The following is a 23,507-nucleotide window of genomic DNA, read 5'->3' as shown; positions in this document are numbered from 1 at the left end:
TGCGCCCATTATTAATAATAAGGGAAACTCTATTATGAGCACTAAAAGCGACCCTGAGTCGCCGCCTATGGCTAGTGATATGCAAACCGACTACGTGGTCGGGCAGGATAATATCGAGGGGAGCTTTGGCCCCATCGGGTTTGATATCCATAATCGCGTTTTTGCTGTATCCGCCCTTGCTTCGGTCGTGTTTATTATCCTCACCCTACTATTTCCTGAACGCGCAGGGAGCATTTTTCAGTCGATTGTCGCCTTTTCCACGGGAACCCTGGACTGGTATTTCATGATCCTGGTGGATTTCTTTATTTTGTTTTGCTTGGCGCTAGTGGTCTTGCCTTATGGATCAGTCAGGCTAGGGGGGCCTGACGCTCGCCCGGATCATAGCTATCTTTCTTGGTTTGCAATGCTGTTCACTGCTGGCATTGGCATCGGCTTACTGTTTTTTGGCGTTCTAGAGCCGGTTTATCACGCCAATGTTTCGCTGCCTTTAGGTATTACGTCGCCCTTCGGAAGTGACGGAACACTGAACCCAGACGCGATTGCTGATGCTAGTGCCATGGGGCTTGCGGGCACCTATCTTCACTGGGGGCTCCATGGCTGGGCAGTGTATGTTGTGATGGCGCTCGCACTGGGCATTTTTACCTATAACAAAGGCCTGCCATTTTCGATACGTTCAGCATTTTTTCCAATTCTGGGCGAACGCGTCTGGGGCTGGTGGGGTCATGCCATCGACATTCTGGCAGTGTTTGCCACCCTCTTCGGACTGGCCACATCCCTTGGGCTGGGCGCACAACAAGCGAATGCGGGGATGAACTTCGTCTTTGGCATGGAGGTAAACACCACCACCCAGGTGATCGTCATTGTGCTCGTAACGGCAGTCGCGCTAGTGTCCGTATGGCGTGGATTAGAGGGCGGCTTAAAGAAGCTGTCTGAATTCAATATGATCCTGGCCGTGTTGTTCTTCTTCTTCGTTTTGTTTGCCGGGCCAACGTTGATTGCGCTAAGCGGTTTCATGTCCGGGCTTGTCACCTATGTTGCTGACTTCCTGCCTCTATCGGCCCCTTTCGGCCGTGACGATGATGCCTACCGTCAATCCTGGACTATTTTCTACTGGGCGTGGTGGATCAGTTGGGCACCTTTCGTCGGCATGTTTATCGCCCGCGTGTCGCGAGGCCGTACCGTGCGAGAGTTCGTGCTTTGTGTGCTGCTTGTTCCCAGCTTGTTCATCTTTATTTGGATGGGCGTCTTTGGCGCTACGGCGCTAGATCAGCTCTACGCAGATCCCGCTAGCAGTCTGGTTAAAGAGTATGTCATCGACAACTACAGACCTGAACTGTCGCTATTTGGCATGCTTAATGAGCTGCCTCTAACAGGCATTATGTCTACCTTAGGCATCGTATTAGCACTGATATTCTTTGTTACCTCGTCGGACTCGGGGTCTTTGGTGATCGACACTATCACGGCCGGCGGAAAAATTGACGCTCCCCGCCCACAGCGCATGTTCTGGGCAATTGTTGAGGGGCTTATCGCTATCGTACTGCTGATTGGTGGCGGCTTATCAGCGCTTCAGGCAGGCGTGACGGCAACAGCCATTCCATTCTCAATTGTTATGCTGTTGATGTGCTACTCGATCATTAAAGCGCTGAATGGCGAGTTAAAGCATATACGTCGCTAACGAGGACATTAGGACGATAGTAAAGAGCCTCTGCTAATATCAGCAGAGGCTCTTTACTTATCAGTACGACATGACACTAACGCTTCAAGCCAAGCGCTGTTCAGTCTCGGCATCAAACAGCACGGCGCGGGCCATATCGACGCGTAGCGACAAGCGTTCGCCGGGTGCAATTGCGCACTTGGGTCCTACCCTGGCGGTGATTTCCTGCTCTCCCAGCGGCAGGCGTAGCAGAATATCGGCACCGGTCGGCTCAACCACGCTTACCCTGGCCTCCATTAGTGTCCCTTCCGCCTGCTCGCTCAGCCGAACATCCTCCTCGCTGAAATGTTCTGGTCGTAGCCCAAGAATAATTGGCTTATTCAGCTGTTCCACAAGCCCCGCTGCATTGCGTTCAGAGGGCCATGGCAGCAATACATCGTCTTCATCAGGGGTGGCAATACGTAGTGCATAGCCATCGCCTGCCGTCTCAAGCGTCGCGCGAATAAAGTTCATTGATGGAGACCCCATAAAGCCTGCGACGAACATATCGACCGGGTTGTTATACACCTCATCGGGGCTACCAAGCTGCAGGATATTGCCATCACGCATCACCGCGATGCAGTCGGCCAGGGTCATTGCTTCAACTTGGTCATGAGTGACGTAAACAATTGTGGTGCCTAAGCGCTGGTGGAGCTTTTTAATCTCGGTACGCATATCCACCCGCAGCTTTGCGTCCAGATTTGATAGCGGCTCGTCAAATAGATACACCTTGGGCTCACGTGCCAGCGCCCGCCCCATGGCCACCCGCTGACGCTGGCCACCCGAAAGCTGGGCAGGCTTACGTTCAAGCAGGTGAGAGATTTGCAGCAGATCGGCCACGCGCTCTACGGCACCGACACGCTCGGCTTTGGGCACCTTGCGCATTTCCAGCCCAAAGCTGATGTTTTGCCGTACGGTCATGCTGGGATAGAGCGCGTAGGACTGAAACACCATGGCAATATCCCGCTCAGCAGGTGTGCGCCAAGTGACGTCTTCGCCGTCGATATAGATATTGCCGCTAGTCACCGGCTCCAGCCCGGCGATGGCGTTCATCAGCGTGGATTTACCACAGCCAGATGGCCCCACCAAAATCAGGAATTCACCAGAATCAATCGAAATACTGACATCTTTCAGCACCCGCTCGCTGCCGAACTCTTTGCGCACGTTGTGAATTTCTAACGCTGCCATAATGAAAACCCCATTGTAAGACTGCTGACAAAGTTGTTATTCCGGTCTGAACAACCCTTGGCGGGGGCGCTGTAAATCCTTCCCTGGACGCTACTTTCGCCATCCATGGCGAAAGACTCCCGCTACGGGTTGATTCTGACCTTGCTAAAGAAACCTTTAGAAAGTTGTCACCAATCTGATTGTTATTAGCCTTTCACGGAGCCTGCCGTCAGCCCGCGCACGAAATACTTTCCGGCCAGCACATACACCACCAGCGTTGGCAGTGCTGCAATCATCGCGGCAGCCATATCGACGTTGTACTCACGCACACCAGTGGACGTATTGACCAAATTGTTGAGCGCCACCGTCACCGGCTGAGTGTTGTGAGCAGAAAACGCTACGCCAAACAGGAAGTCATTCCATATCTGGGTGAATTGCCAGATGACTGACACCACAATAATCGGCGCGGAAACCGGCAATAAAATGCGCCAGAAAATACGGAAGAATCCCGCGCCATCCAGCTTCGCCGCAGAGACCAGCTCGTTAGGAATTCCGACATAGAAGTTGCGGAAAAACAGCGTGGTAAAGGCAATGCCAAAAACTACATGCACCAGAATCAGCCCTGCACGTGAGCTGGAAAGCCCTAACCAGCCCAAGGTTTGTGCCATTGGTAACAGCACCACCTGAAACGGGATAAAGCAGCCAAATAGCATCAGCGCAAAGACCAATTCCGAGCCTTTAAAGCGCCATTTGGTAAGCGCATAGCCATTTAGCGCCCCGACCGTGGTGGAGATCAGCACGGCAGGAATCACCATCGCAAAGGAGTTCCAAAAATAACCGCCGACACCTTCACAGCGCATACCGGTACACGCTTCTCCCCAGGCTTTCGTCCAGGGTTCAAGGGTTGGGTTTTGCGGCAGCGATAGCAGCGTTCCCGCACTTATTTCGCTCAACGGTTTGATAGAGGTCATCAACATGACCACCATCGGCAAGATATAAAACAGCCCCGCCACACTCAGTACGCCATAAAGCACAGCCCGCAACAGCCGTGCGGCAGGCGTTTGCCGACGAATCACGTTAGCCATGTTTGCGGCTCCTTAGTTCGGAATAGAGGTAAGGAATCAAAATCGCCAGAACACCACCGAGCATTAACATAGCGCTAGCGGAGCCGAGCCCGATCTGAGCACGATTAAAGGCGTGGGTGTACATAAAGGTAGCGGGCAGATCGGTGGCATAACCAGGCCCACCGCCGGTGAGTGCTACCACTAAATCAAAGCTCTTAATCGCAATATGGGACAGAATCATCACCGCGCTGAACACCACCGGACGCAGGCACGGCATCACCACCCGCCAGTAAATGCGCGGCAGGCTAGCACCGTCTAATTGAGCAGCTTTGACGATGCTGTCATCAATACCCCGCAACCCCGCCAAAAAGAGCGCCATCACAAAGCCAGATGCCTGCCAAACCGCTGCAATCACCAGGGTATAAATCGCCATATCAGGATCAACGATCCAATCGAAGCGAAACGACTCAAATCCCCAGCTTTGCACCATCGCCTGAATTCCCAGCTGGGGATTCAGCAGCCACTTCCATACCACGCCCGTAACAATAAACGACAGTGCCATGGGATAGAGATAAATCGTGCGCAGCGCGCCCTCTTGGCGAATTTTCTGATCCAGTAGAATTGCCAACAGCGCGCCAATCACCAAACAAATCACAATAAACAGCACGCCAAACAGCACCAGGTTGGTAGAGGCTATCCACCAACGCTCGTTGGCCATTAGCCGCGTATATTGGCCAAAACCAACAAAATCGTAGCTAGGCAACATGCGCGAGCTGGTTAGCGACAACACAAAAGTCCACAACATAAAGCCGTAAACAAAAAACAGAGACACCGCAACAGAAGGGGCAAGTACCAAACGGGGCAGCCAGGCTTGAAGCCAGCCAGGCGCCGTCGGCCGCACTGCAGTGCGCGTCGTGGGTTCACTCATGAGAATATCCCTCGCCAGTCAGCCGCTAGCACCGCCGTTGCGGCGGCGCTAGTTACGTCACTTATTAAAAGTACGCAGAGGCTTAGAAAGAGGCGGTTTCAGCCGCACTTACCAACCGTTCAGCAGCTTCTTCGGCAGGCATATTGGTATCATTGAAGTAGTTGGTCACAACATCAAAGATCGCTCCCTGGACATCAGCGCGCACCGCCATCCCGTGAGCCAAGCTGGGGACTAAACCGCCTTCATCAGCGGTGCGTTGGAAGTCAGCAAGCGACTGCTGAGCACAGCTATCAAACTCACTTATATCTAGGTCGGATCGCGCAGGAATAGAGCCTTTGGCAAGATTAAAAGCTTCTTGGAAGGTCGGCTCCAAGACTAAGCGTGCCAAGGTCTGCTGGGCATCACGCCCGGCGTCGTCGCTCATACGAAACATCGTTAGGCTATCGATATTCAACGTAAAGGCGTCTTCCGTGCCGGGCGCAGCCGCGCACAGATAGTCTTCACCGGCAGTCAGGCCTGCGGCAGTGAACTCCCCTTTGGCCCAGTCCCCCATTATCTGGAAGCCTGCAGTGCCTTCAATGACCATGGCGGTGGCAATGTTCCAATCGCGGCCAGACATGCCTTCATCCATCAGCTCACGTAGACGCTTAAAGTCTTCTAACGCAGCGATCATCTGTTCCCCACCAAGCGCCTCTGGGTCTAGCTCCACCAGCGCCTGCTGATAAAACTCGGCTCCCTGGCTACCCAGTACGACACTTTCAAACACCGTCGCGTCTTGCCACGCTTGGCCACCATGAGCTAGCGGTACAAAACCCGCCTCACGAATGGCTTCGCCGGCGGTAAAAAGCTCATCCAGCGTGGTAGGCATTTCAACGCCTGCCGCTTCTAGAACGTCAGGATTCGCCCATAGCCAATTAACGCGGTGAACGTTCGCGGGGACGGCAACATAGTGGCCGTCGTAGCGCATAATATCGGCAACTATTTCAGGCAGTAGGTCATTCCAGCCTTCAGCGGCAGCGACCTCGTCTAAATTACCCAGAAGGCCGAGCTTGCCCCACTCTTGAATTTCGGGGCCATTAATGAGCGCAGCGGAAGGTGGGTTACCAGACATTGCACGAGACTTAAGTACCGTCATGGCGGTTTCACCACCACCACCGGCCACAGCGAAATCCTGCCAGCCATAGCCTTCGGCTTCCATTAACTCTTTTAGGACGTTTGCTGCGCGGGCTTCACCGCCGGATGTCCACCAGTGCAACACTTCCACTTCATTGGCTTGGGTGGTACTAGCCGTCATGCTGGTGCCAGCCGCCACGGCTAATGCGAATACGGACTTTTTAAACGTAGGCACGTTAAATACGGGCATATTGATACTCGGCATGAATAGCTCCTGCTGTTGTTATTGTGCTGTTGTTATTGTGCTGTTGTTATTGTGCTGTTGTTTTTGTGCTGATGAGATGTCGTTGCTGATGATGCTCGACTGAACGACTCACAGCAGAGTACGCCACCCTGGCACACAACGGGAGTTACCGAGTCCTGCATAGTCTTGGCAATTTATTAATAGTGTTAGGGTTTTATTACAAGTCAGTAACACTCGTTTGGCGCGGTAGCGTTAACGTGGCCACTAACCCACCTGCCGAGTGATTCGATAAGACGATATCGCCTCCATGGGCACGGGCAATATGTCTGGCAATGCCAAGCCCCAGGCCGCTTCCACCGGTGTAACGGCTTCGAGAGGCTTCCAGGCGCACAAAAGGTGAAAAGACTCGGGAAAGCTGCTCATCAGCAATACCTGGCCCATTATCATGAATGCGCAACGTTACGATGCCCGCCTGCTCTTCCAGCGTTACGGTTGCTTTCTGGCCGTAAAACACCGCGTTTTCAAGCAGGTTTGCTAAGCAGCGTTTGAGCGCCAGAGGCTTAACGGTTAGTGGTAACACAGCACCATGAAGTGACACCTCACCGCCGTATAGTCGTAACCCTTCGGCAATCTCCAACAGCAGCGCGTTAAGGTCTGTAGGCTGGGGTTCTTCATGCAGATCCAACCCTTTGACCGAGGCCAGTGCGCCTTTGACCAGCTCATTCAACTCGTCAAGTGAGGCGCAAAAACGTTCACGCTGAGCAGCATCATCGAGCATTTCGGCACGCAGCCGCATGCGTGTAATGGGCGTTTTAAGATCATGAGAAATTGCCGAAAACAGTCGCTCGCGCTCATCCATCTGTTCTTGAATACGCCGCTGCATACGATTAAAGGCCGCTGCGGTGGCAGCCACTTCTTTAGGGCCGCTCTCTTTAAGTGGCGGGCTAGCCAAATCATCGCCCAGCTGGCGTGCTGCTCGGGAAAGCCGCGCCAACGGCCGAGTCACACTGGTAATACCGAGTAACGAAAGCGCCAGCACGCTTAACAGCACCAACACGCCGACTAATAAACGCTCTTCAGACAGCCAACGGTAGCCGCTAAAAATATCCGGCACGCCCAGTAGTGTGGCCACATAAAGCCAGGTATCCGGAGCCAGCTCCAGTTGCACCACTAAGATAGGGGGCGAAAGCGGCTCCATTAACAGACTGTGCTGCCCCCAACGGGGTGGTAAATCGTAAAGCAACACTTCGTTGTTGAAGACACGCAAGCTTTCCGGGCGGGAAAACTCCACCACCACATCGTCAATGGAGAGCTGCTGGGTCAAAATAGAGCGCACGTTGTCTACCACGACCTCTTTTTCAGGGCCGCTGCCAATATCTTCGACAGCAATGCGTCGCTCATTCACGCTGACAAAAAAACGCGTGCCGCCCATGCTACGTAGCTGATCCAACACAATGTGCCGATAATCTACCGGCAGCGAACGGAAAAATCGCATGGTCGAGGCAATACTGAAGGCCATGTTGCTGGAAAGCTCGTCTAACTGTTCAAGCTGGCTGGCCCGCACCTGAGAAGTCCATAACGCATAGCTAGCCGCTTGAGCAACCAGCACGCCCGTAATCATAATGACCACAAAGCGCCCACGTAGACTGCTTGGCAACCAACCCGCGAGGATGCGCTTTACGCCCTTCACGAAGCAGCTTCAACCCTAGCGGTCAACACATAGCCAGCCCCACGCACGGTGCGAATCAGCTGGGAATGCTGTGCATCTTCCCCTAGCCGCTGGCGCAAGCGACATACATGTACGTCAATCGAGCGATCTAGCGGTGGTGCTTCACGTCCGCGGGTCAAGGTGTAGAGATCATCGCGAGTAATGACGGTGGCAGGCCGCTCCAGAAACACCTGCAGTAGTTGGAAGTCTGCGCCGGAAAGCGCGGTGCGAATACCTGCCTGGTCGATCAGTTCGCGGGTCATGCGGTCCAGTTGCCAGTCGCCAAAGCGTACCCAGCGAGCCTCTTGGGTCGGCGCGCCAGTTGCTGCCGGGCGGGCTCGACGTAACACCGCTTTAATCCGCGCCAGCAACTCACGGGGGTTGAAGGGCTTAGCGATATAGTCATCAGCGCCTAACTCAAGCCCCAAAATGCGGTCGGTATCATCGGCACTGGCGGTGAGCATAATAATCGGCGTATCGCTGGTTTTGCGCAGCTCCCGGCAGATGGTAAAACCGTCATCCCCCGGCATCATGACGTCAACGATCAACAAGTCTGGCGCTTGATCAACCAGTTGCTGATACAGCGAATCCGCCCCGTCGGCGGTCAACACGTGATAGCCGTGACGCCCTAAATAGTCTGCCAACAGTTCGCGGATTTCCGAGTCGTCATCAACGACCATCAAGGTAGCAGGCGTGGTTGTCATGGTAGCAATATGCCCTGGGTTATTATTACTCGTTATTATCGTTTTAGGGGCTAGATGATGGTGGAGTGGCCACCCTATCGCAAGCGGCCATCGACCAAGGTTGCAGCGTGAAGCGGTTATTACAGCGCGAAGCGTTTTGCTAGCCACCGAGCCACGGCCGCTTCGCTATGATGGCCGATACGCTCAGCGCTGGAAACTCGATCAAAAAGCGCAGGGTGGGCGTTGTTCATTACCTGGGCTTCCCCTGCCAGATTAAGCATTTCAGTATCGTTTAGGTTATCGCCAAATGCTAAGCACTCTGCCGGCGTTAGCGTTAGCTTTTCCAGCAACGCCATTAAGGCCACGCCTTTATTGACGCCACCCGCCATAATTTCTAAAGAATCGATCGTTGAGTATGTGATATGTAGGCTGTGACCATGCGCCTCCTGGGCCTGACATTCCAGTTGCGCTAACGCAGCCGGGTCGCCTATATAGAGCACTTTACCAACCCCATCAGCATCCATCGCTGCCTGCGGCACAACCTCGTAACGAAAGCCCGTCGAGGCATGCAATGACAACAGGTGCGGTGCGTCGGCATCGATATACCAGCCGCTTTCACGGTAAAGGTTGAGCCTTACCTGAGGCGGGCGCGGCAACTGAATAAGCGTTTCGACGTAGGCTGGTTCAAGATGGGTCGCGCTCAAAAGCGTGCCGTCTGGAGCATGGATGTAGGCCCCGTTGGTACTGATTAAATAGGCCGGGATATCCAACTGATCGCGAAACACGCGCATATCGTTATAGTGGCGACCAGACGCCAGCGCGACATGATGGCCTTGCGCTACAAGCGCTCTGAGCACCTCAATCGTATTGTCGTGCAGTCGGTGGTCGCTGCCTAACAGCGTACCGTCAAGGCCGGAAACGATAAGGCGTGATGTCATGGTGCACTCCTGATAATAGAACTTCTCAGCTTATCCGATTACGCTCGCCGCTCCCAGCCGGACTAAAGAGACTCAGAGCCCTCTAAGGCAACGCCGCCTGAAGAGGGCTCTTCGCTATCTTAACGCTGGTTAATTTAGCGTCACGACACGACTATGCCGCTGACCATTGGCACTGGCGCTGCGTAATAGCACCGTGTTTTCCACCTCGGGGCGCGCGCTGTCCTGATAGACCTGCCAGCTCGCCCCGTCGTCCAAAGAGTACTCAATACTGACTCCTGGTAGCGCGACATTGGCTACTAGCCTACCCGCTTCAACCCGGGCTCCTGGCAACGGCAGACGATAAGCGATTCCATCGCGCTCTAGCCGAGGCAGAACACGTTGACCAAGCAGGTTGGCAAAATGCTGCCAGTCTTCAGTCAACGACTCATCGTCGACAAAGGACGTCTCGCCACCGATGAACGCCTGACCAGGTTGATAATCGAGTTCCCACTCGGCTTGGTGCCAGGCTCGCTCGGCCAACGCTAGCAGACGCGGGAAGATCATGTACTCCATCTGCGTCTCGCTACGTACCGTTTCACCCCAGGCTTGAGCGGAAATCCCCCGAGCGCCTTGCCATCCCTCGGCGCTCTCGGAACGAAAGGTATTACCGTCTCGATCAACTGAGGTTTCCGCATTTTGCGCCAGATTATCGGGGGCAAAGGAGAACACTTTGCGCGTATCGGTGAAACGTGTCGCCCAGTAGTAGCCTCGTTCGTGTGGATTGACCTCGTAGGGCATGTCGAAGTAGAGATAATCTGGGCTAGAAAGAATCACCTCATAACCCCGCGACTGCCACTCGGCCACCGACTGACTACCGCCCCAAAACAGCGGATCCCAGAAATTGACCGCGACCTGCGGCGTAGCAAACTCTTCAGCGGACTCAACATGCTTAAGGCCGTCTTGCCAGGCTGACATGCGCGCTATTCCGTAGTTATCAGCGAGTTGGTTAACCTGTAGGGCAAAACGGCTCGGCAGTTCCTCTACAGAAGCAACCTCTCCATCGGCAACGCTCTGTTGGCAAATTGGCGACGCCTCCCAGGGATGGTGCTGATCACGCTGGTCGATGGTTCCACGCCAGTCGACCGGTTCTTCGGCATCGATATCCTGAAAACCATGCCCCAGCAGGATATTCTTGGCTTCATCACCACCAAAGTGCCAATTGTCCAGCGCCTGGCCCGCCTCTTGGTGCATCGATACCACTTCGCCCATCACCTTATCGACAAAGCGGTTCGTCGACTCAAGACAGGGGTTGAGGTAACTGCGACGATCATAGAGCTGAACCGACAGCGTATTGGACGTATCTTCGGGGTCGATTAATCGGTACTCGTTGGCTGCCGCACTATCGCCCTCCTCCATCAGCCGACGATGTCGCGCTTCCATAGCCACCACAGCGGCGCGAGCATGGGCCGGCATATCAATTTCAGGCACCACCTGAATATGGCGAGCCTCGGCATAGCGAACGATATCGATATAATCCTCACGGGTGTAGAAACCGCTACCGGCAGTATCGTCCTCTGGCCCAGAGCCCAGCTGAGGTAAAAGACAGTTCGTTTCTTCCAGATCATGACAGCGCTTGCTGCCTACTTCGGTTAATTCCGCCAACCCCGGAATTTCCAGCCGCCAGCCCTCATCATCGGTGAGATGGAAATGGAAACGGTTGAGCTTGTACGCAGCCATCTGATCCAGCAAGCGCAACACGGAGGCCTTATCTTTGAAATTCCGTGCAACATCCAGCATGACACCGCGATAGTCGTAACGTGGAGCATCATCAATGTCCATCGCTGGCACCAATCCCGCCTCATCCATGGCCGCTATTAGCGACTGGACAGCATAGAAAGCCCCAGTGGCGTCAAAGGCCAGGATATCGGCACCGGACTCATTGAGCTGCAGGCGATAGCCTCCTTCCTGTGCCAATGCTTCATCGAGAACGTCTGACTCAGAGACCAAGCGGGCACGAATCACCAAGCCGTCTCCACCTTGGTTGACGGGGATATCGAGCCGTTCGAAGCGCTCTCCCAGTACCGCTAGGCTGGCCTCGCTAAGCATTGGCATCTCGAGGCTGACCCCTTCAGACAAATCGAGAGTAGCCTCTCCCAGGCGAGATGAGCGCGGTGTCGGCAAAATAGCTCCCCGCAATGCGTCGGCGGGCATTGCAGTGGCCGCAGCGTTGCGCTCGAAGCGTGTCTCGGCGGTCATCACCACGTTGTTATCGTCCGGCGTACGCATAAGCTGCTCACCGAAAGGCGCACGGACAAAATCGCTCAATACGTCGTCACGGGTATTATCGATCACCGCTGTTTCATCGCCCACTGCCAGGTACCAGTTGGGCATCACATCGGTCATGAATAGCTGCCAGTACTCACCCACAATGGGAATTTCCAGACTCTCTCCAGCGCCCAGCCCAGTAAAAGAGTCATTGGGCTCAAGGCGATGGAGATCCCCAGTGATACGCGTCAGCGACAGTTCAGGATGATCCATCTGCAGCAAGCGGCGAATACTCGAGAAATACAGCTCCCAATCGCTCGCCTCAATGGCCTTATCAGAGGTATTGGTCAAAAGGATCGTCGCGGTGAAACAGGCGGCATAATCTGCCCCCAGTCTCTGGCAGTCGATATCATGTGCCTGCGGCTGGTTGGCGGTTATCGTGTACTGCACGTCCAGCCGCTGCGCCAAGTCGCGGGCAGACGACGCGTCAAGCTGAGTGGTTTCGCTGGCCTGGGCTGCCGCCGAGTTGATTGCAACCCCGATAGCCAGTGTCGTTAGGGCCTTCGTCAATGTTGTCATTGTTTTCACCTCAAGCATTACAGAATCGAGAAAGGAGCCACGACCGTGAACTTGATGTCGTGTTCATCTTGAAAGGCATTTTTAAAGCCGCCATCTCCCCAGGAGGCGTAGTCGGTGCGGTTGTCGTAGCGGGTATAGTGCAATTGAAAACGCGTGCCCTCGGCCCAGCCATTCTGAACTTTGTAATGCACGTCAACGTTCCAGGCGGACTCACTAAAGCGGCGCCCGGGGTCCTCAAAACCTGAGTAGGGACGAGCATCCCAGCCATAAGCATGAGCCAAGCCCAGCGACCAACCAGGCAAATCCCAGCCTTCCAGGTCATAGGTGACACCGGCGTAGAGGGACTTTTCGCCATCGTGGTTCCAGTCGGATCGGGCATCCCACCAGATATCCAAGCGGCCGTTGGACGATGCATAAGGGGTGGTCATTCGCGGAAGGAAATAGCCCTGAGACCCAGGTGCATGCACCCAGCTAAACTCAAGCCGCCAATCGAAGGCACCTTGATCATAGTGAGCGGTAAGCACCTGTTGCCAGGCAGTACCGTCATAGACGTCGTTGGCTGAGCCATCGTCATGGCGGTCACGGGCGGCGTAGGTTTGGTAACTCAAACGCAGCGGGGAGTCGTTCAGCTGGGTGGCATAAGACACCTTGCCGAACCCTTGATCCATATAGCCCTGGGCTTGCCCAAAAGCAGCCTCGATGGCCAAGTCATCGGTGACGTCGTAGCGTGCTCCCAGCGAGTGTAGGTAGTCGATCGTCTCTCCATCGGCTTGGCGGAACTCGTAGAAGCTCTGATACCAAGGGGCCTTGTAACGATCAGCATGAAAATAGCTCAGCGATAGGTCACCTATCCTGGCGCCGAGTTCTCCACCGCGATAAGTGCCTGGCAGGAAGGACCAGTTAGGGGCGATGACACTGGTGCCTTGGGGCTGTAGATACCCTAACCGCCCCCACATATCGCCAACCTTGAACTTGAGTGCGGCCCGGTAGAGGCTGGCACCATTCGTTTCCTTACCGTCCCAGCGCTCTTCCCACAGAGTGCTCGCCGGACGAAAATTGAATTCCGTGCCCTGGTGACGGTTCTGAAAGTCGTAAGCAGCAAAGGCGGCTAGATCCAGCCCCACAACGCCCCCCGCATGACCACTCGAGAAGTCGACAGCCAGATTGGCGGTGGAGTGCTGCAGATTGGAAGCGTAAGCCCCTGGAGTGCCCTCGCCATCCGGCCCCATACCTCCCGAACGACGATCACGGTCGCGATAGATATAAAACAGGGTGGTCTCAAGGCTGGCCTCTTCCATAAAGCCCTGAGGCTCGTCGGCAGAAGACGTCAAAGGAACCAACGATAAAGTACCGATCAGGGCTAGTTGACCAAAGCGACCTAACGGCTGCCCTTTTTGGGGCGTAGGTATGCTTGATATCAGCATGGCGTCGTATCCGATTGTTGTTGATTTTGTATTAGCGTTGCAGTGATGTGCACGTTTTAAAGACGCGCGGGGTCTGTGGGGCAGCGCAACGCTGCCCCATAAACATGGGTCTATGACGTAGAAGTCTTGGCTAAATCGCCACGGTTACCCGTTACTCAGCCGTTGCCGAGTAACGGGTATCGATTACGAGCGTTAGGCTCTTAGTGAATGCGCGATAGCAGCGGCTTGATCGCCGACGATCAGATGCCATGTATTGCCGTTCAACGCCTGGATGCCTCTGCATCCCAGTTGGTCAAGCGCTGCGCTGTCTAAACCAGCGCCATCGACTAGCTCTACGCGCAGGCGTGTCTGGGCTTGGACGTCCAGCCGTTGCACGTTGGCATTACCACCTAAAGCGGCCATCCAGCGTTGGGCCACCTCGGCGGGCAATGCCGTTGGTTGAGAAGGGTTTGCGGGGGTGCCAGGGCTATGTTCAGAAGGGCTATGAGAAGAGGTATTGGCATCCACCGCCGCGCCACTCTGCTTGAGCGCTTGTCGAATCTCATCTGCGATACCATCCGCAATGGGCCCCATCACTACCTGGAGACCACCGCCCTGGAGACGCATAATCCCCCGAGAGCCCAACGATTTCAGAGCCGACTCATCAATTGCCTCAGGATTCTCCAGCACCAAGCGCAACCGAGTCGTACAGGCACCTACGCTTTGCAGGTTGCTCGCGCCACCTAACGCCGTGACAAACGCTGGGCCACGTTCACCGAGTGGTGTTGGGGCTGCTGCGGAGGAAGTACTTTCCGGCTCGCGCCCTGGGGTAGGCAGATTAAAGCGGACGATGGCCCAGCGAAATACCGTGTAGTACAGAACAAAATAGACGAGGCCGACAGGCAGCATCAGCCAACCATTGGTGGAAAGCCCGTAAGAGAGTGCAAAGTCAAAGGCCCCAGCGGAGAAGGTGAAGCCAAGCTTCACGTCCAGCCAGTGCAGTAGCGCCATGGAAATGCCCGTTAACACTGCGTGCATGCCATAAAGCAGCGGTGCCAGGAACATAAAGGTGAATTCGATGGGTTCGGTGACACCGGTCAGGAAAGCCGTCAATGCCAGCGAAAGTAACAAGCCACCCACCTGGGCACGGCGTCCTTTTGGTGCGGCATGGTACATGGCCAGCGCCGCAGCTGGCAGGCCGAACATCATTACCGGGAAAAAGCCCGCCATAAAGCGCCCTGCTTCAGGGTCACCGGCAAAGAAACGATTCAGGTCGCCATTGGCTACTACCCCAGCGGCTGTCTCGAAATTACCGAAGACGAACCACACCAGGCTATTCAGTACGTGATGCAACCCCGTCACAATCAACAAACGATTAATTGTTCCGTAGACGAAAAGCCCCAGCTCACCGGCGCCGATTAGCCAGTGACCAAGTGCATCAATGCCCTGTTGGATAGGCGGCCAAATCACCCCAAAAACCACCCCCATTGCCACTGCCGCTAGGCCAGTAGCAATAGGCACAAAGCGTCGCCCACCAAAAAAGGCCAGATAATCAGGAAGTTGAATCGACTTATAGCGATTATAAAGCAGGCCTGCCACGCTGCCGGCAATAATCCCTGCCAGCACCCCCATATCGATCTCAGGATTAAGCGCGGTTAGCACCGCATCTAGCACCAGATAGCCAATCACCCCGGCCAGGCCGGCAGCGCCGTTACTATCATCCGCGAAACCTACGGCGAGGCCGATGGCAAAAATCAGTGCCAGGTTGGCGAAAATGGCCTCGCCAGCGCCAGCAATAAAGGCAATATCCAGCAGATCAGGCTGCCCAAGTCGCAGCAATAGACCTGCAATGGGCAATACCGCGATGGGTAGCATCAGAGAGCGGCCAAGCCGCTGTAGCCCGCCCATCAGGCGGGAACCGAAGGTCGTAGAAGACATTTCAGCACCTCTCAAGGGTCGTTGTTGTTATGTCGGTTTGGTTGGCCTGAGCAAGCCACGCGCTTAAGTGCTGGCGTACAGCGGTCGCATCGTCCAAGGCCAGTAGTGCGGGAAGTTCATCTGCCAGTGCGGCAGCATTCAGGCAACGCAGGGCAGCTTTCACTGCAGGCACACGTGCAGGTTCTACAGAGAGTTCATCGACACCCAGCGCGACGAGCAGAAGCGCGACCCGCTCATCACCCGCGGCGGCACCGCATACGCCCACGGGGCAGTGCCCTTTCGCGCCGTCCACCGTCGCTTGAATCAGCCGCAGCACCGCGGGATGCATCACATCCGCTCGTGCAGTGAGCGCCGGGTCTTCACGGTCCATCGCCAGGGTGTACTGGGTTAGATCGTTGGTGCCGATTGACAGAAAATCGGCTTCAACGGCGAGGCTTCTGGCGCACAGAGCAGCACTAGGCACCTCGATCATGGCACCAAGGCGTGGCCGCGCACCAAGCCCCATTTCACTGGCCAACGTCTCTAAGCGCTTGCGCACTTCGCGCAGCTCGCCAACCTCAGTCACCATCGGCAGCATGATATGCAGCGTTTCCAACGGCGTAACGCCGAGTAGCGCTCGAAGCTGGGTCTCCAGCAGTTCAGGCTGGCTGGCCCACAAACGAGCGCCCCGCACGCCCAACGCTGGGTTAGGTACTGACGGCAAGCGCAGATAAGGAAGCTGCTTGTCGGCACCAATATCCAGGGTGCGAATGATCACAGGCTTGCCATCTAAGGCCTTCACCGCAGCCTGATATTCATCACGCTGAGTCGCTTCGCTGGGGGCACTATCTCGCTCAAGAAACAGGAACTCACTGCGCAGTAGGCCGACACCATCAGCCCCCGAATCTGCCGCTAAACGCGCCTCTTCGGCGCCACCGATATTGGCGCATACCTCAATTTCTCGCCCATCCAGAGTCATCGCTGGCTCATGCGCTAACGCTTGCGCTTGCTCAGCTTCATAACGGCGAGCATCAATGCGCTCTGACACTTCCGCCCGTTGAGTAGCGCTGGGGCTCAGCGCCAAGCGCCCATTTTCCGCATCTAGAATGACGCTCTCGCTTGTGGCGCTATTAGCAGCATCGATTAGGCTTGCCCCCATGGCCACAAGGCAGGGAATACCTCGGGCACGTGCCAAAATGGCCACATGGGAAGTAGTGCCGCCACCCGCGAGACACAGCCCAGCAGGGTGCTGGGTAGCAACGGCCACCAGCTCTGAGGGTGTCAGTTCATCAGCAACGACGACGGCCCCCTTAGGCAGCTCAGGAAGTGCCGCTTGCTGATCGTCGCTTAGTTCCACCATCACACGGCGCTGCAAGTCGCGCAGATCTGCAACCCTGGCGGCAAGTAGCGTATTTCCACTCGCCGCAAGCCTTGCGGCTTCGCCATCAAGCGCCTCACGCCAAGCTTGGCCAGCGCTACGACCTTCACTAATGTGCTTACCTGCCGCTGCCGCCAAATCGGGATCTTCTAACCAGGCGCCATGGGCAGCAAAAATTTCCGCCTCGGCGCTCTGCCCCTGGCGCGTCGCTTGTGCTTCAGCGTTGGCTAGCGCCTCACCAACGCTTAACAGCGCCTTTTTCAAGCAAGCTGTCTCAACGGCTTCGCCCTCGCCCATCAAGGGCACAGTGGGTAGCGGCAATTGATAAGAGACAAGCGGGCCGATGGCTAAACCAGGACTAGCCACTAAGCCAGCCAGTTCGCCCTCTTTAAGTGCCACTGCGGTTAATGTAGACGGCGCAGGTGCGCTATGTTCTTCAGCTTCAGGCGTGGTCAACAGACGCTCGGCGTCACCCAGCGCGGCCTCAGCAGCCTCTCCCTGGGCAGTCAGTTTTAACGTTGCGCCTTCGGTCAGGCCCAAGTTCATTAATGCGCTGAGGCTAGCGGCGCTGGCACTGGCAGCGTTGTCGCTTGAACACTCATGCTGCACCGTCAGATTAACGTTATGCTTTCGAGCAATAGCACGCAGCCGGGCAGCCGGTCGCGCATGCAGCCCCGATGCCAAGGCTAGGGTCACGCGGCGCTCAGCTAACGGCCCATCAGCACGTGTATCGGATTGTTCAATAGCCGTGCGGGTTAGCACCAGTAAAGGCTCACCAAGTGAAACCCGCTCACCCTCGTGGTGCTTCGACGGCTGTAATTGCCAACCAGCCGCTTCGGTGATCACCAGCGGAGTAATCAGCGCACTTGCGCCCAGCGCTAACGCATCGGCATCGAAACGGCACAGCGGGTCACCCGCGCGTACTTGATCACCTACAGCGACCAAAGGCTCAATACCTTTCCCGTTTAACTCAACCGTATCCAGGCCAAGGTGAAGCAGTAATTCAACACCCGCCTCGGTTCTCAAGGTGAATGCATGATGGGTACGCGCGCACTGCACCACTTCACCATCACAGGGAGCATGCAGGCATTCGCCCAGTGGATCGAGAGCAATGCCCTCTCCCAGGGTTAGGCTGGCGAAAACCGGATCGGGCACCGCTGCTAGGGGTACCACAACCCCCGTTACGGGGGCCTGCAGCGTTAATGATTGACTTGAATCTGACATGGGAGGACTCCCAATATTGTTGTTATACGTTACAGGGTGCAGGTAACTTTATTGAGGTGCCGAGGGCGGTCTGGATCGCTTCCCCGAGCCTCTGCAAGGCCAGCCACCATTTGATAAAAGCTCTGAATTACCGACAGTGGCTGCAGAGCCTCATGACCCGCATCTACCAAGGTCAAATTGCGCTGTACCACGCTCTTATCGGCAGCAAGGACGACTCGGGCGCCAACACTCTTGAGCCACTCGGTTAACTCCAGCAAGCCAGCCTGTTCGGGCCCTGGTGGCGCGAATACCAGCACCGGATAATCAGGACCAATCAGCGCCATCGGGCCATGACGAACTTCGGCACCGCTAAAGGATTCCGCTTGAATCGCACAGGTTTCTTTAAACTTGAGCGCCGCTTCCTGAGCGACAGCCAGACCTGCCCCACGACCAATCACCATCATCTTGTCGGCATTTAGTAATGCCTCGATGGCCGGTGACCAATCCATCGCCAGGGCTTGGGTCAGTCGTTCTGGAAGTTGTTCCAGAGCAGTGAGTAGCAGTCGGTCTTCCTGCCAGTGGCCGATGAGCTGCGCCATGGCAGAAAGCGTGGCCAAGTAGCTTTTGGTGGCAGCGACACTTTTTTCTTCTCCCGCATAGAGCGGAATTTCACTATCGCTAGCCGCGCCCAGAGGCGACTGCGGCGTATTGACCAGCGCTATCGTTCGAGCTCCAGCGGCAGCGAGCGACTGCTGCATCGCCACTAGGTCAGGGCTCTGTCCAGATTGAGAAACCGCCAAGGATAATTGCCCTGTTAGTCGCCAAGGAGCCTTCGCCAGGGTGGTCAGCGAAGGAGGCAGCGAGGCCACCGGAATGCCTTTACGCTGCATGCATTGGTAGGCGAAGTAGCTGGCGGCATGATCGGAACTGCCCCGTGCCACGGTGACGGCTGCAGTCGGCTCAGCAAGACGCAAGCGTTCACCTAGTGCAGCAAGCAACGCGTGATTACGCTGCAGCTGACCGCGAACACGTTCAGGGGCGTTGCGAGTTTCTTCAAGCATCAAAGACATTTAAGAGGCTCCTTGGGCGTTTCCACAGATATGACGGCCTTCGACATAGACCGCTTGGAGTTGAAGTTGGGGGTCAAGGATGACCAGGTCCGCCAATGCGCCCTCTTGCAGGCGGCCAATGTCGTCGATCCCCAGGAAGTCGGCGGGGAAACGTGACAGGCGATCCGAGGCGTCCGCCAGGGTCAGACCGAGGCTAACGAAGTTACGTAATGCCTGATCCATGGTCAGCGTACTGCCTGCCAAGGTGCCGTCAGCCAAACGCACACCTCCCAGACATTTGGTGACGGTCTGCTCACCTAAACGGTAATCACCGTCTGGCATGCCTGCCGCAGCAGTGGAGTCGGTAACAGCGTAGAGATTAGGGATGCAACGTAAGGCGGCACGGATGGCACCAGGGTGTACATGCAGCAGATCAGGAATCACTTCGGCGAACTGCGCATGGGCGAGCGCTGCGCCAACCATTCCCGGCTTGCGGTGATGCAGTCCGGTCATGGCATTGAATAGATGCGTAAACCCGCAAGCACCATGCGCCATTGCCTCAACGCCCTCTTCATAGCTGCCAAGCGTATGCCCTATCTGAACCCGCACGCCGCGCTCGCTGAGATGGCGAATTAATGCATAGTGGCCGGCTAACTCAGGGGCAAGTGTCAGTAAGCGGATGGGGGCCAAAGCACACAGCTCATCCACTCCCTCAATCACACCATTACGCGCATAGGCGGGTTGAGCACCCAGCTTGCCGGGATTGATATAGGGGCCTTCCAAATGAACGCCCAATACCTTGGCGGCATCTGGCTCCTGCGCTTCCATATAGCGGGCGATATCGCCTAGCACCTGACGGATCCGCTCATCTGGCGCCGTCATGGTGGTAGCAAGCAAACGGGTGGTGCCAAAACGCACATGGGTGCGCGCTAGGGTGGCAAGCGCTGTGCCGCCCTCCATGGTGTCGGCACCACCACCACCATGCACATGCAAATCTATAAAACCGGGAACAATGCGTGGATGGTCATTGGTATCAGGATCTACCGGATCGCCGTCAATGCGTCTAATACGCCCGTCTTCCCAGTGGATCTCTCCCAGGCGCCAGCCCTCAGAGGTGAGAATATTGCCAAACTGCATAGAACCTCCTAGCGGGTCATCTCGACCATAAAGTCGTAATAATCAGTGCGGCAGTAGGTAACGGTAAGCTCCGCCGGAGAGCCATCTGCGAGATAGCCTAGACGCGTCACTTTGAGCAGCGCTTGGCCCTCAGGCACCTCAGCCAGCATGGCTAGTTCTGCGCTGGCATTAATGGCGGTGACATGCTGCAAGGCGCGTGCAATCCCTTTCCCACTGGCTTCCAAGGTTGCATAAAGCGATGTATCGACCCGGAGAGGATCGGGCAGCACCGAGATGGGCAGGCAACTTTCTTCCACCGCCATTACCACCTCATCGGCTAAACGCAAACGCTTGAGACGCGCGACTTGAGCGTCAGCCCCCAGGCCAAGACGCATGCTCTCTTCTGCACTGGGGTTAGCCAGCTTGCGTTCTAACCAATGAGAACTCGGCGTAAACCCACGCTGGGTCAGCAGCTCGGTAAAACTGGCGAGCCGCGACAAGGACTGATTGAGGCGAGGGGCAATAAACGTGCCCGAGCCACGGTTACGGTGAATCAGCCCAAGTTCTGCTAGGCGATCTAACGCCTTCCGCGCAGTAATGCGCGAAACCGCTAAGCTTTCGGCCAAGTTGCGCTCAGAAGGCAGCGCCTCGCCGGCTTGCCAGGCGCCCGTCTCAATGGCTTGTTCTAGCTGGCGCGCTAACTGCTGATAAAGCGGTGTTGCGCCCTGAGGATCAAGATGTAGCTGAGTAAAGCGTGGGTCCATGAGTGTCTCCCAGTAGCGGCCATACCAATTAGATACCACTATAGACCCAATGAGATACCAATCAAATACCAATTAGATACAACTATGGTTGAATAGTGGCGTCCGGCCTGGCCAATAAGGCAATTAAGCGCGCACAAAATTGAACGCAGATCGTTGATAGTTTGGGGCCAAAGTGAACTTCAGGGTAACCACGATTGGCGCGGCCTTTGGGAATCCGTATAGTGGCAGGCTACTCTCGCCAACTGATTGAACACATGCTGCAAAACAACTCATTGCTTGCCCAGCTCAAGCAACAGATCCGTGACACCACTCCACGCGCTGAAGGGGTGATCAAAGCCACCGAAAAAGGCTTCGGTTTTCTTGAAACCGACAGCGGTGAATCTTATTTCGTGCCGCCCCCCGCCATGAAGCAAGTCCTCCATGGTGATCGCGTCGAGGCGGTGATCCATGAAAACGGCGACAAAAAGTCCGTAGAGCCTGAGAAGCTGATCGAAGCTGGGCTTGACCGCTTTGTTGCCCGTGTTCAGAAGCGCGAAGACCGTTTAGCCGTTGTGCCCGACCATCCGTCAATTCGCAATGTGCTGAAGGCGCGCATAAAGAACAGCCTGGATGAAGCCACCATTGCTGATGGCGACTGGGTTGTCGCGCGACTGGTACGCCACCCGCTGAAAGAGAACGATCGCGGCTTCTTCACGCAAATTGATGAGCTAGTGGCTAAGGCCGACGATCCCGCCGTTCCGTGGCGCGTCACCCTTGCCCGCCATGCGCTGGAACAAGAGTGCCCGGACGCAGGTACCGAGTGGCCACTGCATGATGAAGGGTTAACCCGTGAAGACCTCACGGCGCAGCCCTTCTTTACTATCGATGGCGAAAAAACCCGCGATATGGACGACGCGCTACACGTGGAAGCGCTGGAAAGCGGCGGTTGGCGGCTAAGCGTTGCGATCGCTGACCCAACGGCCTACGTCGAAGAGGGCCATGCGGCCGACCTTGAAGCGCGCACCCGTGCTTTTACGGTCTACTTACCCGGCCAGAACGTGACCATGTTGCCCGAACAGCTGGCGGATGACCTCTGTTCGTTGTGGGAAGGCCAGGATCGCCCTGCCCTTGCCTGCTCGCTGGACATTAATGCCGACGGCAGCCTAGGTGACTACCGTTTCTTTGCAGCTAACGTGAAATCCCACGCCAAACTGGCCTATGACCGCGTTTCTGACTGGATTGACGGTCAAGGTGAGTGGGCCCCCGCTGACAATATCGCTGAACAGTTGAAAGCACTGCGTGATTTGACTGAGGCGCGGACCGCTTGGCGTAACGAGCATGCGCTGGTGTTTAAAGATCGTCCTGATTACGTTTTCGATCTGGACGACGCGGGCAACGTCTTAGGCATTCGCACCGAAGATCGCCGCATTGCCAACCGTATGATTGAAGAGTCGATGATTGCCGCTAACGCTTGCTGCGCGGACTTCCTCGCCCAACATATCGGTCACGGCATCTTTAATGTGCACCGCGCTTTTGAGCCTGAAAAAGCCGAATCCGCACAAGAGTTCTTAGCCACTCAAGAGATTGAGGTTGCACAGGAAGCGCTGACTGAGCTAGCTCACTACAAAGAGCTGAAGCGCGCTCTGGAAAGCCGTGATGATGCCTGGCTAGACGCGCGCCTGCGCCGTTTCCAAGGCTTTACCAGCATGTCAGCTCAACCCGGCCCGCACTTTGGCCTGGGATTACCGGCTTATGCCACCTGGACGTCGCCAATTCGTAAGTACGGCGATATGGTCAACCATCGTTTGATCAAGCGTGTGCTTAAAGGTGAACAAGCACCGGCAGAGGCTAGCCAGCAGCTCACCGAGCAACTCACCGAACGGCGGCGCCTGAACCGTATGGCAGAACGCGACGTAAAAGATTGGCTCTACGTTCGCTACTTAACGCCAGCGGCTCAAAACCAAGATGCCTTCGACGCAGAGATCATGGCGATCAACCGTGGAGGTATGCGCGTACGCCTGCTGGAAAATGGTGCTACTGCCTTCGTCCCCGCCCCGCTGATGCACAGCGATCGCGCTAAAGTGGTCATTGATGATAAAGAGGGTCGCATTCAGATTGAAGGCGAAGAGCGCTACAAACTGGGCGACAGCCTGCGCATTGCGCTAACAGAAGCTCGTGAGGAAACCCGCTCACTGGTCGCCAAACCCACAGAATAACGTTACCTTGCCCCGCCCACGCCACGGCATTGCCGTGGCGTTTTATTTTCCCGCCACCCATTAACTGTCGCAGAACTGACTTATTTCTTCCTTATGGTAATCCGATGACACCCTTGTAGTT

General features: G+C 55.8%; 16 protein-coding genes. 2 read left to right on the top strand and 14 right to left on the bottom strand.

Annotated features, from left to right (window positions below; all coding sequences use genetic code 11):
• Window positions 1-34: 34 nt before the first annotated feature.
• Complete coding sequence (locus tag NDQ72_05890) at window positions 35-1,675, top strand: BCCT family transporter (protein ID WKD29477.1); 1,641 nt, start codon at window positions 35-37, stop codon at window positions 1,673-1,675.
• A gap of 84 nt (window positions 1,676-1,759) precedes the next feature.
• Here the strand turns inward: NDQ72_05890 and NDQ72_05885 are convergent, their stop codons facing one another.
• The 14 genes from NDQ72_05885 to NDQ72_05820 all read right to left on the bottom strand — a co-directional run bounded on the left by NDQ72_05885 (window position 1,760) and on the right by NDQ72_05820 (window position 21,191).
• Window positions 1,760-2,881, bottom strand: coding sequence for an ABC transporter ATP-binding protein (locus NDQ72_05885; GenBank protein WKD29476.1), 1,122 nt, complete (start codon window positions 2,879-2,881; stop codon window positions 1,760-1,762).
• 185 nt (window positions 2,882-3,066) lie between these two features.
• The gene (locus tag NDQ72_05880; protein WKD29475.1) at window positions 3,067-3,945 is read right to left on the bottom strand and encodes a carbohydrate ABC transporter permease; all 879 of its coding nucleotides are present in this window, start codon (window positions 3,943-3,945) and stop codon (window positions 3,067-3,069) included.
• Window positions 3,938-4,852: a sugar ABC transporter permease gene (locus NDQ72_05875; protein WKD29474.1), complete on the bottom strand. Its 915-nt coding sequence runs from the start codon at window positions 4,850-4,852 to the stop codon at window positions 3,938-3,940. The genes NDQ72_05880 and NDQ72_05875 overlap by 8 nt, the downstream gene beginning before the upstream one ends.
• A gap of 82 nt (window positions 4,853-4,934) precedes the next feature.
• Window positions 4,935-6,230, bottom strand: a complete 1,296-nt coding sequence (locus NDQ72_05870) for an ABC transporter substrate-binding protein (GenBank protein ID WKD29473.1) — start codon at window positions 6,228-6,230, stop codon at window positions 4,935-4,937.
• A gap of 196 nt (window positions 6,231-6,426) precedes the next feature.
• Complete coding sequence (locus NDQ72_05865; GenBank protein ID WKD29472.1) at window positions 6,427-7,899, bottom strand: ATP-binding protein; 1,473 nt, start codon at window positions 7,897-7,899, stop codon at window positions 6,427-6,429.
• Window positions 7,896-8,621, bottom strand: coding sequence for a response regulator (locus NDQ72_05860; protein ID WKD29471.1), 726 nt, complete (start codon window positions 8,619-8,621; stop codon window positions 7,896-7,898). Before NDQ72_05860 ends, NDQ72_05865 begins: the two co-directional genes overlap by 4 nt.
• 119 nt (window positions 8,622-8,740) lie before the next feature.
• Complete coding sequence (locus tag NDQ72_05855) at window positions 8,741-9,538, bottom strand: Cof-type HAD-IIB family hydrolase (GenBank protein ID WKD29470.1); 798 nt, start codon at window positions 9,536-9,538, stop codon at window positions 8,741-8,743.
• 129 nt (window positions 9,539-9,667) lie between these two features.
• Window positions 9,668-12,361 (bottom strand): carbohydate-binding domain-containing protein, encoded by a 2,694-nt coding sequence (locus NDQ72_05850; protein WKD29469.1) that lies wholly within the window; start codon window positions 12,359-12,361, stop codon window positions 9,668-9,670.
• A gap of 17 nt (window positions 12,362-12,378) precedes the next feature.
• Window positions 12,379-13,785, bottom strand: coding sequence for an OprD family porin (locus tag NDQ72_05845; protein WKD29468.1), 1,407 nt, complete (start codon window positions 13,783-13,785; stop codon window positions 12,379-12,381).
• A 192-nt stretch (window positions 13,786-13,977) separates the two neighbouring features.
• Entirely contained in the window at window positions 13,978-15,702 is a 1,725-nt protein-coding gene (nagE, locus tag NDQ72_05840) for an N-acetylglucosamine-specific PTS transporter subunit IIBC (protein WKD29467.1), read from the bottom strand.
• Window position 15,703: 1 nt separating this feature from the next.
• The gene (gene ptsP / locus NDQ72_05835; GenBank protein WKD29466.1) at window positions 15,704-18,283 is read right to left on the bottom strand and encodes a phosphoenolpyruvate--protein phosphotransferase; all 2,580 of its coding nucleotides are present in this window, start codon (window positions 18,281-18,283) and stop codon (window positions 15,704-15,706) included.
• Between the two features lie 29 nt (window positions 18,284-18,312).
• Window positions 18,313-19,332 (bottom strand): SIS domain-containing protein, encoded by a 1,020-nt coding sequence (locus tag NDQ72_05830; GenBank protein WKD29465.1) that lies wholly within the window; start codon window positions 19,330-19,332, stop codon window positions 18,313-18,315.
• The gene (nagA, locus tag NDQ72_05825; protein ID WKD29464.1) at window positions 19,333-20,448 is read right to left on the bottom strand and encodes an N-acetylglucosamine-6-phosphate deacetylase; all 1,116 of its coding nucleotides are present in this window, start codon (window positions 20,446-20,448) and stop codon (window positions 19,333-19,335) included.
• A gap of 8 nt (window positions 20,449-20,456) precedes the next feature.
• Window positions 20,457-21,191, bottom strand: a complete 735-nt coding sequence (locus NDQ72_05820) for a GntR family transcriptional regulator (protein WKD29463.1) — start codon at window positions 21,189-21,191, stop codon at window positions 20,457-20,459.
• Window positions 21,192-21,445: 254 nt separating this feature from the next.
• Here NDQ72_05820 and NDQ72_05815 point away from each other — a divergent pair, with 254 nt between their 5' ends.
• On the top strand, window positions 21,446-23,386 hold the full coding sequence (locus NDQ72_05815; protein ID WKD30356.1) for an exoribonuclease II: 1,941 nt from the start codon (window positions 21,446-21,448) through the stop codon (window positions 23,384-23,386).
• Window positions 23,387-23,507: the final 121 nt, after the last annotated feature.

The organism is Halomonas sp. KG2 (genome assembly GCA_030440445.1).
In the GTDB taxonomy this organism is placed as follows: Bacteria; Pseudomonadota; Gammaproteobacteria; order Pseudomonadales; family Halomonadaceae; genus Vreelandella.
Note: the sequence above shows the minus strand (reverse complement) of the source record. Positions and strands in the feature narration are given on the sequence as shown.